General features: G+C 48.7%; 9 protein-coding genes. 8 read left to right on the top strand and 1 reads right to left on the bottom strand.

Going from position 1 to position 13,442, the window contains the following annotated elements; all coding sequences use genetic code 11:
- Window positions 1-14: 14 nt before the first annotated feature.
- The 6 genes from AC1VOR_RS03430 to AC1VOR_RS03405 all read left to right on the top strand — a co-directional run bounded on the left by AC1VOR_RS03430 (window position 15) and on the right by AC1VOR_RS03405 (window position 9,035).
- A complete protein-coding gene (locus tag AC1VOR_RS03430) occupies window positions 15-1,604 on the top strand; it encodes a response regulator (protein WP_482615869.1) in 1,590 nt (529 codons plus the stop codon).
- A gap of 133 nt (window positions 1,605-1,737) precedes the next feature.
- Complete coding sequence (locus AC1VOR_RS03425) at window positions 1,738-3,312, top strand: extracellular solute-binding protein (protein ID WP_482615868.1); 1,575 nt, start codon at window positions 1,738-1,740, stop codon at window positions 3,310-3,312.
- Window positions 3,313-3,345: 33 nt separating this feature from the next.
- Complete coding sequence (locus tag AC1VOR_RS03420; RefSeq protein ID WP_482615867.1) at window positions 3,346-4,305, top strand: ABC transporter permease; 960 nt, start codon at window positions 3,346-3,348, stop codon at window positions 4,303-4,305.
- A gap of 15 nt (window positions 4,306-4,320) precedes the next feature.
- A complete protein-coding gene (locus tag AC1VOR_RS03415; protein WP_482615866.1) occupies window positions 4,321-5,217 on the top strand; it encodes a carbohydrate ABC transporter permease in 897 nt (298 codons plus the stop codon).
- Between the two features lie 20 nt (window positions 5,218-5,237).
- Window positions 5,238-7,268, top strand: a complete 2,031-nt coding sequence (locus tag AC1VOR_RS03410) for an alpha-L-arabinofuranosidase C-terminal domain-containing protein (RefSeq protein WP_482615865.1) — start codon at window positions 5,238-5,240, stop codon at window positions 7,266-7,268.
- Window positions 7,269-9,035, top strand: coding sequence for a glycoside hydrolase family 2 protein (locus AC1VOR_RS03405; protein WP_482615864.1), 1,767 nt, complete (start codon window positions 7,269-7,271; stop codon window positions 9,033-9,035).
- A 315-nt stretch (window positions 9,036-9,350) separates the two neighbouring features.
- Here AC1VOR_RS03405 and melA read toward each other — a convergent pair whose 3' ends face one another.
- Entirely contained in the window at window positions 9,351-10,649 is a 1,299-nt protein-coding gene (melA, locus tag AC1VOR_RS03400) for an alpha-galactosidase (protein WP_482615863.1), read from the bottom strand.
- Window positions 10,650-10,841: 192 nt separating this feature from the next.
- Here melA and AC1VOR_RS03395 point away from each other — a divergent pair, with 192 nt between their 5' ends.
- Both AC1VOR_RS03395 and AC1VOR_RS03390 read left to right on the top strand, forming a co-directional pair.
- A complete protein-coding gene (locus tag AC1VOR_RS03395; RefSeq protein WP_482615862.1) occupies window positions 10,842-11,714 on the top strand; it encodes a helix-turn-helix domain-containing protein in 873 nt (290 codons plus the stop codon).
- A gap of 152 nt (window positions 11,715-11,866) precedes the next feature.
- Complete coding sequence (locus AC1VOR_RS03390; RefSeq protein ID WP_482615861.1) at window positions 11,867-13,414, top strand: extracellular solute-binding protein; 1,548 nt, start codon at window positions 11,867-11,869, stop codon at window positions 13,412-13,414.
- Window positions 13,415-13,442 lie beyond the last annotated feature (28 nt).

The following is a 13,442-nucleotide window of genomic DNA, read 5'->3' as shown; positions in this document are numbered from 1 at the left end:
AAGAGGGGATGCGCATGTATCAAGTATTGCTGGTAGATGACGAGCCATTGGTGTATCACCATCTCAGAACCTTATCCAATTGGCAGGAGGCAGACTTCGAATTGTGTGGGCAAGCCTTTGATGGAGCTTCGGCGCTGGAGATGATAGCGAGCGTTCGTCCTGATATCGTCATTCTCGATGTGGATATGCAGGGGATGAACGGAGTGGAGCTGAACCGAAAGATTCAACAGCAGTATCCCTTCGTTAAAACCATCATGCTCAGCAGCTACGATAATTATGATTATGTGCGGGAGTGCTTGCAAAATGGAGCGGTGGATTATTTGCTCAAGCATCGGCTGGATGGTTCGACGCTAATTAACGTATTGCAGAAGGCGGTCCGGGTGTCCGCGGTTCAACGGGATACCAAGCCGACTGAGGTGGAGGACATTTGGGAGATACGTGAACTGGTAGCACAGATGTTGCAGGGCGAAGCCGGGGCAACCAAGGAATTGATGAACTATGCCCGGGAGAAGGGGATGTTCGAGCAGACCGTATGTTATACCGCGGGAGCGATGCAAATCTCTTCCTTCCTGTTGCTGACGGAAGCTCGCAGTGATGTCCAGACGAACCGCCTGGTCCGGCAAGCCCTCGATATGATTCAGCAAAGCCTGGGAGAACTGCCGGAGCGCATGGCTGCTTACGTAGAGAATGGACGGATTGCCGTGATCTTTGCCTTTCAGGAACGTAGTGAGCGAGCGGCGGCTAGCGAAGCAGAGCGATTAATGAGCCACCTGCGCCATTCCCTGGAGCTATTTCTTAATCTGACCTGCACCTATGCGGTGGGTCATGTCTGCAGTAGCTTGTCGGGGCTGGAGGCCAGTTACCGTAACGCGGAGAAGCGGCTGGATGCCTGTCCCGTCCTGGCATTGCCAGGCAAGCATTCCGAACGGGTCGCTCTGACCATAGAAGAGCAGAAGCAATTGCTGCTGTCGGTCGAGAATCTGGATCGTCAAGGCGTATATACCTTGATTGCTTCCGTATTTGAGGGTGTACGTGAACAGCCTATTCATGCTCCCGCGGTGCAAATGATTGTACGGGAGCTACTGTCAATCGGAGAAAAGGCCGCGCGAAAGTGGATTCCGCTAACTGGTGAGGAAGAGCCGGGAACCTTGCCGACGCGCGAAGAGTTGGGCCGTATCGCCCAGACAGCGGAGCTAGAGAAGTGGCTGCAATCCTACTATGAGGAACTGTTGCAGCGCCTCAAGGAGGAGCGGGCCTCTGGCCCCTATTCCCGGCATGTATCCCAGGCTGTTCTGCTGATTCTGGAGAAATATTCAAGTTATATTACCTTGGAATTGGCAGCGGGGGCTATTGGTCTGAGCTCGTCTTATCTGAGTCGCATCTTCAAGGAAGAAGCAGGCATGACCTTCTCCGAATACGTCAACCGGGTGCGAATTGATGCTAGCCGGAAGCTGCTGGAGAGTGGCCGTTATTCAGTCAAGCAAGTTAGTGGACAAGTAGGCTTTAGCACCTATAATTATTTCTTCAAAGTCTTCAAGGAATGGACCGGACTGACACCGCAGGCCTATGTGCAGCAGCTCAAGTCAGACGAACACGCCAAGTAACTCCACAAATAAGTAGAGTAAGTAGTCATATTTGTATAATTTGCGACCTGACCCGTACGAAATATAATGAACTCACATCTTAGTAAACGCTTACATGTTATGGCTTTGTACTTATAAAGGAGGTCATGTCAAGATGTACAAACACAGAAGTTGGGGGAAAGCCGCCGTCAGCACGATGCTGGTTGCCGCATTGGTGCTGGGAGGCTGTGGCGCCGGAGATGACAACAAGAAATCCGCCGCCGGGGAAGGTTCTGAGGTGGTAGTCAGCAAGGAAGGCTTCCCGATTGTTCAGGAGCCGATTACGCTGAAGATGTTCACCCGGATTGCCCCGGTTAATGGGCCATTCAAGGATATGCCTGTATTCCAGGATTACGAGAAGATGAGCAATGTGAAGGTGGAATTTATAGAAGCACCTACAGACGGGTTCCAGGAGAAGAAAAATCTGCTGTTCGCTTCTAACGAATTACCGGATGTGATGTTTCGTTCAGGCATTACACCTCTGGAAGCCGTTCGTTACGGGTCTGGAGGACAACTGATTCCTCTTGAAGATATGATCGAGGATTATGCTCCCAATTTCAATAAGCTGATGGAGGAGTATCCGGAGATTCGTGCAGCGATTACGACTCCTGAAGGGCATATTTACTCACTCCCCGGTATTGTAACTCTGGGTTCCGCGCGTACGGACAAGAAATGGATCAATAAAGCCTGGCTGGATAAGTTGAACTTGAAGGAACCGGAAACGCTGGATGAGCTATATGATGTGCTGGTTGCCTTCCGTGATGGAGATCCGAACGGGAACGGACAGAAGGATGAGCTTCCATTAACGGCTCGCACAGGACTTCCTATTGTAGTTGCCATGAGCGGATCCTATGGACTGGATCTACAGTTTGGCTACAACGTTAATATCGTGGACGACAAGGTTGAGATTTGGATGGGGAACGAGAGGAACAAGGAATTGCTGATGTATTTAAACAAGCTGTATAAGGAAAAATTGCTTGATCCTGAAATTTTCTCTCAAACCGAAGCTCAATTCTTGGCCAAGCAAGGGACTGGTAACACAGGAATGTTCTTCGATCAGACGAACAATAACTTCCTGCCCATTGCTGACCAATATGTAGGCATTGCACCGCCGGAAGGACCTTATGGTGATCGTCTGCAATCCCAGGGCTCACCGGTTCCGAGAGATCCCGGAGCATTTGCCATTACGTCCGTTAATAAATACCCGGAAGTATCCTTACGCTGGATTGACTACTTCTATACCGATGAAGGATCAACGCTGCTACGGTTCGGCCGGGAAGGTGAACATTACGAAATCGTTGACGGCATTCCGCACTACAAACCGGAATTCTCGACGGCTGAGACACAACCGAAGCTGACGCCTTATGCCGGAGGAGGAGCACCGCATATCATCAGTGAGTATGTCGCTTCTTATATCAATCCTCCACAAGTACAGGAAGCACAGAAAAAACTGGACCCGTATATGCCGAAAGTTCGTTATGCCGCTCCTATGTTTGACGAAGAGACAGCACAAAAGGTGAATATGCTCCGCAATGATATCGACAAGTATTATGAAGAACAAAGCACCAAATTTATTGCAGGTGCGCTGAGCTTTGATAAATGGGATGAATTCCAGGCCACCCTGAAGAAAATGAATTTGGAAGAATTACAGCAAATTTATCAAGAAGCCTATGACAAAATGGAGAAATAAAGTAAATCGTCTTGCGGATAGGAGTGGATGTTCATGAAGAACGCAAAAATCCATGAGACTGCCGCGGTGCCCCAGTTCCGTTCGGAACGGGGCAACCGCCTGCTCAGACAAATCGCCAAGAGATATGATTTGTATCTCATGTTGCTAGTGCCGATTGTATGGTATTTGCTGTTCCATTACGGCCCTCTTTATGGGCTGCAAATTGCTTTTAAAAATTTCAATCCCGGCAAGGGAATTCTCGGCAGCAGTTGGGTAGGGTTTGAGCATTTTCAGCGCTTCTTCGATTCTTATTATTTTGGAAGGCTACTCTGGAATACCCTGTCGATCAACCTGCTCTCACTACTTCTTGCTTTTCCAATCCCCATTATGTTAGCGCTGCTAATTAACGAAATTCGTAGCAAGAGCTACAGCAAGCTGCTGCAAAATATTACTTATATCCCGCATTTTATTTCAGTTGTCGTTATCGTAGGGATTTTGAACGTGATGCTCTCCACAAATGGCCCCATTAACATGCTGATCCAGGGCTTGGGTGGATCATCCGTTCGCTTTATGGAATCAGCAGGATGGTTCAAGACCATCTTCATTGGTTCGAATATCTGGCAGAATATGGGCTGGCAATCGATCATTTATATTGCGGGACTTAGCGGAATTAATCCGCAATTGTATGAAGCAGCCAAAATGGACGGTGCCTCTCGGCTACGCCGAATCTGGCATGTATCTCTACCAGGAATTGTTCCGGTCATTGTTATCTTGCTGATCCTAGACATTGGCCAATTTATGAATATCGGGTTTGAGAAAATCTTGCTTATGCAAAATAACTTGAATCTCGAAGCAAGTGACGTGATTTCCACCTTTGTCTATACAACAGGAATTCTAAAGGGAGAGTATAGCTACACGGCGGCCATCGGACTCTTCAACTCCTTGATTAATCTGACGCTCTTGCTGCTTGTGAACCGCTTTGCACGAAAAACATCGGAGACGAGCCTTTGGTAGGGGAGGAGAAGAAGAATGGCTGAAAAAATAGCTGCGAAAGGTCCATCGGACGAACTCCGTTTCGATGTCATTGTATATTCGATAGCTGCGGTGATTATTATCATCGTACTTTATCCTTTGTTATTTGTAGTTGCGGCTTCGTTCAGTGATCCTGCGAGGGTCCTGAATGGGGAGGTATGGCTGCTGCCCAAGGGAGTGACACTTGAGGCTTACATTAATATTTTGCATAATGACAAAATCTGGATTGGGTATCGCAACTCCATTCTATACACCGTGGTAGGTACACTCATTAATATCGTAATGACTTTGTTAGCGGCGTATCCCCTCTCAAGACCGGATCTGCCAGGTCGTAAAGGGCTGATGCTGATTATTACGTTAACCATGTTCTTCAGTGGCGGCTTGATTCCCAGTTATCTGCTCGTCAAAGGGCTTGGGATGGTCGATACAATGTGGGCACTCATCATTCCAGGAGCTATTTCCACATATAATCTGATCGTGATGAGAACTTATTTTCAGTCCAGCATTCCCTGGGAACTACAAGAGGCAGCCCATATGGATGGTTGCTCTAACTGGAGATTACTCCTTAGCATCATCTTGCCATTGTCTAAGCCGATATTGGCAGTTATGGTTCTGTTCTATGCTGTGGGTCACTGGAATGCATTCTTTAATGCACTTATCTACATCCGTAGTGAAGAGCTGTATCCGCTCCAACTCGTACTGCGCGAGATCTTGATGATCAGCCAATCGGCTGGAGAAGAAGGTGGAAATGTAGGACTTGAGGATAAAATTCTGTTGTCCGAGAGTATCAAATATGCAGTGATTATCGTATCCAGTCTGCCCGTCCTGATCATGTATCCATTTGTGCAGCGGCACTTTGTCAAGGGCGTCATGATTGGTTCGATTAAAGGGTAAAAAGAAACGGAGGTCCACCAATGAACAGCAATGCCATGATAACGATCGATAGTAGCCAGAAAAGCAATCATACAGTAAATCCTTATTTGTTTGGTCATTTCGTTGAAGATATTCGGGATCATATGGAAGCGATGTTGGCTTTTCCTCTAAAAGATATGGACTTTGAGAGTGATCCGGAGCTTGCAGTTGGAGTGGCGGGAAGCTGGTCCGCTTATACGAACGGCAGGAATACCAAGTACGCGCTTGAGGCAGCGGCTCCAAAGCATTCGGGACGTGCCCAGCGCATTAGAATATTAAGTGATGATGAAGCTTATGCGGGCATTGCTCAGAACGTGGCATTAAAGGGAGCCATGGAATATACCGTTAAGCTGGTGGCGAGAGTCTCGATTGAGATTACTTATGTGATTGTTGAGGCGGTAGATCGACTCAGCCAGGAACGGCTTGGGCTGGAGCGTATTGAACTGGACAGTCATAACTGGAAAGAATACGAAGTTGTACTGGGCATCAAACGGGATTGTGCAAATGTAGAATTCCGGCTATATGTGCCTGCCGAACATCCCAGATGGAAGGATAGCGTATCTACGGGCATGCTCTGGATTGATCATGTCTCGCTGCTACCCAAAGATCATATCGGATTAGTGAAGCGTGAAGTGGTCGAGATGAGCAGAGATTTGAATGCCGGCATGATGAGGCTTGCTGGTAATTATATTAGCGCTTATCATTTCGAACACGGTATCGGCCCAGTGCTTGAGCGTCCGGTGATGTTCAATGAGGCATGGGGCGGCTGGACGAGCAAATACTTCGGTACCGATGAATTTATCCAGTTCTGCCGCGAACTGCAGGTAGAACCGTTAATCTGTGTGAACGATGGTTCGGGAACTCCGGAGGAAGCCGCGCAATGGGTGGAATATTGCAATGGAAGTATCGATACACCGATGGGAGCGAAGCGTGCCGCGAACGGCTATCCAGACCCGTATAACGTGAAATATTGGGAGATCGGTAATGAGGTATGGGGACCCTGGCAGGTAGGAACTTGTACAGGAGAAGCGTTCGCCAAACGCACGGTGCCGATCATCAAGGCCATGAAGGACGTTGACTCTTCGCTCATCATTCTGGCTTGCGGGCATACAGATCAGGAGTGGAACCGGGCGGTACTCCGTATCGCTGGCGAGCATATTGATTATCTGACATTACACTTGTATCACGGCTATAATCGCTTTGCCATGGATCATAACACGCCTGCCGAGGAGCGCTATAAGGCGATAGCTTCCTTCCCGGAATATACTCGTCTCAATATCGAAGAGACAAGGGAAGAAATCCTGGCCGATCCGAAGCATTCTCATGTTAAGCTGGCCATCACCGAATACAATACGATGTATTATCCCAATACGATTAGAAAAGGTGTACCGGATGAGCATACTCTTGGTGCAGCCGTAGCCAATGCCGCTAACTTGAATGCCATGCTGCGAGCTAGCGATATTGTTCACATTGGCAGCTTCTCAGATTTGGTCAATGGTTGGCTTGGAGGGTGTATACGGGTGGGTGATTACTATGCCGACCAATACTGTGGCAAGAAACCGGGATGGAGTGGACAACCGCTCACCATCTACGGCACGCCTACCTATGAAGTGATGAAGTTGTATGCTGGCAGGGATATTTCACATTTACTTGCTACAGATACGGTCTGCGGGACCTTTGCAGTTAAAGCCAATAAGGCCACTCCAATTCCTCTTGATCATCTGCCCGATCTGGATACGGTTGCGTTCAGCAATGAGGACGGAAGTGTGATTACCCTATTTATTGTGAATCGGAGTCTGGATGAGGTGAAGGCCCAGCTTTCGTTACAAGGGCTAAGCTCAGCAGAGGAAACAACGCTGTATGAGATTACGGGAGAGTCCGAGTGGGATATTAATTCCGTCTTCACGCCGGAGTGTATTGTCTGCAAGACAAAGACGGTTCCGCTTGAAGCCTGGAATGAAGGTTACGCGTTGTGCCCGACATCTATTTATGCGCTGGAGATTAGAAACGGAAAGTCAACAGGAGGGGCGTAAATGACAACGAAAGGTTATGTTAAGGATTATCCAAGACCACAGTTCGTTCGTGATCACTGGATGAACTTGAACGGCACATGGGGGTTCCGCTTCGATGACGATCATGTTGGAGAAATTGAGAAGTGGCAACAACAGTTAGAAGAGACACATAAGATCATCGTTCCTTTCACTTACGAGACACAAGCCAGCGGGATCGGGATCGAAGAATTTCATCCCCGGGTATGGTACAGCAGGAAGGTCTCTATCCCGGAAGAGGTCGATGGCAAGCGGGTCATCCTTCACTTTCAGGCTGTGGACTACCTGGCTAAGGTCTGGGTGAATGGCGTGCTGGCAGGAGAGCATCAGGGAGCGTATACTGCATTTTCCTTGGATATTACCCCCTATCTGGTGTTCGGAGCGGATAATATCGTGACCGTGAAGGCAGAAGATAGTGACGATTGTACTCAACCCCGGGGCAAGCAGCGTTGGACCAAGGATAACTTTGAATGCTTTTACGTACAGACAACAGGGATTTGGCAGACCGTTTGGCTGGAATATGTGGAAGAACAGCATCTTGAAACGGTGAAAATTACCCCGGATCTCGATCATGCCCGAGTGTGCTTCGATTATTATGTATCAGGTCTGGAAACAGCAACAGGGAGTCTGAGATTGGAAGCGATTGTGACCTTCAAGGATCGTCTGGTCAAGACGGTGAGCCTGGCGGTTGATCGCTCTCGCTTGAGCGTGGAGGTTGACTTGATCCACGAAGCTATGGGTCCGTGGAAAAGATCATTTTGGTCCCCCAAGCAACCGAATTTATATGATGTGGAATTTGTGCTCTATCGGGATGAGGTCATCATAGATCGCGTTATTTCCTATTTTGGCATGAGGAAGGTATCCATTGAGAAAGGGAAGGTACTGCTGAATAACGGACCCATCTACCAACGGCTGATCCTGGATCAAGGGTATTGGACAGAAAGCCATCTCACCCCTCCAAGTGAGGAGGCAATCATCGCTGACATCGACCATATGCTGGCCATGGGATACAACGGTGTACGCAAGCATATGAAAATTGAAGATGCCCGCTTCCTGTACTGGTGTGATGTAAAAGGACTACTGGTATGGTCCGAGATGGCAGCTACCTTCGAGTTCCATGATCATGCCGTTGAGAAGTTCACGAAGGAATGGCTGGAGATCGTCCAGCAGCAATACAACCATCCCAGCATTATTACCTGGGTGCCATTCAATGAATCCTGGGGCATTCATTACATTCTTCACGATCAACGCCAGCAAAAGTTCACCGAAGGTATTTACCATCTGACCAAATCGATTGATCCTTATCGCCCGGTCATAACTAATGATGGTTGGGAGCATACGGTGTCCGATATTATTACACTTCATGATTATGTGGAGACCGGAGAGGGCTTCTTGCAGCGTTATGCCGATAACAAGGATGAGATTGTCAATAAAGAAACCACTTGCAACCACTGGAAATATGCTTTGGCGGCTGGCTATGAGTACAAAGGGCAACCCATTATGATCACTGAGTTCGGCGGAGTTGCGTTCCAATCGGACAAAGGGTGGGGGTATGGTCGCCAGGTGGATACGGAAGAGGAATTCTTGCAACGATTCGACGGGTTGATCCAGGCTATCAAGAGTGTGGATTATATTTGTGGATTTTGCTACACGCAATTAACGGATGTACAGCAGGAGATTAATGGACTGTTAACCGAGGATCGCAAGCCGAAATTTCCACTGGAGCAAATCAAGGAGATTAACTTGAAGTAACGTAAGCAAATATAAGTGCGTGTTCAAAAAGTCGAATTTTCAGGACCGAGAAGGTTGGATGAAGCTAGGGACTGAGTAGCGGAGCGTACGTAGTGGGTACGTGAGCAACGGAAGTCCCGGGTGAATTCAAGATTCGATGTCGCCCCCCTTCTCGAACAGCTTCGTTCTGGGAAGACGACTTTTTGAACAACCTCGACAAGAATAGCCAAACAGCAAGGCCAAGGACTCTGAGCAACCGGAGTCTCTCTGGCCTTGCTGTTTGGCATTGGGTCTTACTTGATGAGACTGCTGAGCCCAGCCAAGCTGGGTCTGCCATCAGCGGAACGCAGGCAACCAGTCGCCGTGGGCGGCGATAAGATCGTCGCAGAGGGCAACGATGTCGTCCATCGACAGTTCTGCCGCTGTATGGGGGTCCAGCATAGCCGCATGGTAGATATGCTCTTTCTTGCCGGTTATGGCAGCTTCAATTGTAAGTAGCTGCGTGTTGATGTTGGTGCGGTTCAATGCAGCGCATTGCGGCGGCAAGTTCCCGGCATAGGTCGGGGTAACGCCGCTGGCGTCTACCAGGCAAGAGACCTCTACGCAAGCTTCCTGTGGCAAGTTGGGAATCAATCCTGTATTCATCACATTGCCGGCAATTTTGAAGGGGACATCGGTTTCGATGGCTTCCATGATATAAGAGGCATACTCATGGGAACGCTCATGCTTCAGATCATGATTATTCACCAACTCCTCGCGCATCTTCTCCCAGCCTGCAATTTGCGATACGCAGCGGCGTGGATATTCATCCAATGGTATTTGGAAGCGTTCGATTAACTCGGGATATTGGCGTTTGATGAAATAAGGATGATATTCGGCATTATGCTCCGAAGATTCGGTGATATAATAGCCGAATTTGAGCATCATTTCAAAGCGCACCATATCCGAGTGTGGCGTTTGCTGCTTCTCTGCGGCAAGGCGTTTGATTTCCGGGTATAGATCGACGCCATCGCGAGTGACCTCAAGCAGCCAAGCCATATGGTTGATGCCGGCAATCTTGGCTTGTACACCGGTCTTGTCGAGTCCAAGGCTGTCGAACAAGCCGGGAATGCATTGCTGCACACTATGGCATAGGCCAACGGTCCGAACCTGTCCGTAAGTATTCATCACGTTGGTAAGCACGGCCATCGGGTTAGTGTAATTCAGAAACAAGGCTTCGGGACAAACCTCGCGGATGTCAGACGCAAAGTCCAGCATGACCGGAATAGTACGCAGGTTGCGAAAAATTCCGCCGATGCCCACGGTGTCCGCGATGGTTTGGCGCAGTCCGTACTTCTTGGGAATTTCAAAATCCGTAATTGTACAAGGATCGTACCCGCCAACCTGGATGGCATTGATGACATATTTGGCTCCTCGCAGCGCTTCCTTGCGGTCTGTATAGGCTTTGACAACACAAGTGCTGCCGCTGCTGTGCCGGAGGTTGTTCAGCATATTCTCGGAATCCTTTAAGCGTTGCTGGTCAATATCGAACAGGGCTAATTCGAACCCTTGCAAGGCCGGGGTTTGCATGCAATCTCCGAGCACATTCTTCGCAAATACGGTACTGCCGGCCCCGATAAATGTAATTTTAGGCATAATAAACTCCTCCTTATCATATGGACGGATGAATGATAGTTAGTTTTGTTGCACGTCCTCAATATAGCTTAATTAGTTAATTATGAGTATGGATGAATGAAGGTTAACTATGGATAAATGTTGTGTTTAGTCCGAGATGTAGAGTAGGCTATAGCTATAATGTTATAAAGTCACAAATCACCAGGAGGATTTATGATTCCCGAACATGATATGTATGAAGCTTATATGAACGCCGACAAGCAGGATAGACAGATCAATTTATTGTTCAGCGGGCAGGCCTATCCCCAGCCCGATCACAAAATCGGTCCTTCCGTGCATGATTACTACCTACTGCATAGTGTGCTGGAGGGGAGGGGGAAGTTTGAATCGGGAGGGGTGACCTATGACTGCCGCCCTGGTGACACCTTCGTCATCTTCCCGGGGAGCTTGTTCTCTTATCAGGCGGATACCATGAATCCTTGGCATTATGCCTGGGTGGCGTTGCAGGGACCGGGGGTCTTTGGTCAACTTGCAGAGATCGGAATTACCCCGACGGCACCCGTAGTCCGTTCCGGGGATGTAGTCGCCTTGCAAGAGTTGTATATGAAAATACGACTCGCACTACAGCCAGGAGCAGACCCTCGATTAGAAAGCCTGGAGGCATCAGGGTGGCTGCTACTGCTGTTCCATCATTTCGGGCGGGCTCACCGGGAGGCAACACCTGCTTCAGACCTGAAGGAGATGGCGATGATTGACCGGCAAGTCGAACAGGCTATTCGCTGGTTCTCGCTGCAATATCAGCAGCAGCTTAGCATCGAGGAGCTTGCCCGTCAGCTTGGTTATCATCGTGCTCACCTGTTCCATGCCTTCAAGGCGCGAACCGGATTGTCCCCCAAGCAATACCTCATGAAGGTACGGATGGATAAGGCCAAGCAGTTGCTGACAGGCGTAGCCTTGACCGTCGATCAGATTGCTTCCTCGGTAGGATTCAATGATGCCCTGTATTTCTCACGGCAATTCCGGAAGATAACGGGCATGTCGCCTAGTGAATATCGGAGTCAGGCTGGAAAGTCTGACTCCATTTGAAGAAGGCAATCACTATGATAATCATTTGTTCAGATATACGGTCTAATCAGGGATGCAGCAGGGGATTATGAGCAAATGATTGTTTCTGAAACGCTTCAATGAAATGTACTGTGAAAGAGTAACGATTATATTTCATTGGAGGTCAAAACGGTATGAAAAACAAGTCTTTCACCCTCTTGCTGACCACGATCTTGACGCTTAGCCTTGTGCTGGCCGGTTGTGGAAGCGGTAACAATGGAGGGGGCAACGGAAGCGCAGCGACGACAGACCCGGCTCCATCCAACGTGGAGAACCAGGCTGAAGTACCGCAAGAACCAACGGAAATTACAATTATGCTTCCGTTGAATACGTCGGAAACTCCACCAGATACCATCAAGACTGAGCTTGAGAAACTAACAAACACGAAGCTGACATATCAATTTTTTCCCGCAGATACGTATGAAGAGAAGCTGAACACCGCTTTTGCGACAGGCTCTCTCCCTCAAGTCACTTACCTCAAGAACCAGACTACATTTATCCAGATGAAGGAAGCCATTAAAGACGGACAGTTCTGGGAAATCGAACCTTACTTGGGCGAATTCCCGAACCTGAGCAAGATGAAACCTGAAATTCTGAACAATACGAGAGTGGAGGGCAAACTGTACTCGCTGTACATTGGCAGACCGCTCGCTCGGCAAGGCATGATTTACCGCAAGGACTGGGCGGATAAGCTGGGCATCTCCGCACCGGCTAACGTCGATGAGTTGTTCGAGATGGCCAAGGCATTCACCGAACAGGACCCTGACGGCAATGGACAGAAGGATACAACGGGTCTTGCTGACCGCAACGAGTTAGTTTATGGGGCGTTCAAGACCGTATCTGCCTGGTTCGGCACGCCGAACAATTGGGGGGAGAAGGATGGTAGCTTGCAGCCTGAATTCACCTTCCCGCAATATGTGGACACGATGGATTTCTTCAAGAATCTTCGTAGTAATGGTTATATGAACCAGGACTTTGCAGCCACTAGTAAAACGGATGCCGTTAACATGTTCACCAGCGGCAAAGCTGGTATGTATATCGGTGGTTCTATGCAGGACATTGACTCACTGAACAAGGATTTGATCAAGAATGCACCGGATGCGGTGCTGGATACACATAGCATGGTTGCCGGGAAAGACGGGGTATTCGCACAATGGATGATTCCGGGCTATAACAATATCGTCTTGTTCCCGAAATCCTCGGTCAAGAGCGAAGAGGAACTCAAGAAGCTGCTGGCCTTCTTCGATAAGATGATGACACCTGAGGTGGCTAACCTGATGTATTGGGGCATCGAAGGCACGCATTACACGGTAGAGGATGGCAAGGCCAAGGTGACGGATGATAAGGAATTGATCGAACGTGAAGTGAAGCCGTTCAAAGACAGCGTCATCGGCGAGTCCGAGACGAACGGGATGTATGAGAGCTATAACACCTTGCCTGGACGGATTCATGCAGAAGAGTTGATCAAGGAGAACGTGAAGGTCGGCGTCCCAGATCCAACAGCAGCATTGGATTCACAAACCTATACCTCAAAGGGAGTAGAATTGCAGCAAATTATTACAGATGCCACTTACCAATATATTTATGGTCAAATTGATAAGGCTGGCTTCGAGAAAGCTGTAGAACAGTGGAAATCACGCGGCGGCGACAAGATTATCGAGGAGTACAATGCTGCCAAATAAATAGAAGAACGGGCAGGCTATCGGAGGA

The organism is Paenibacillus sp. 1SOY10 (assembly GCF_056836745.1).
The sequence above is the reverse complement of the archived record's forward strand: the minus strand, read 5'-3'. Positions and strand labels throughout refer to the sequence as shown.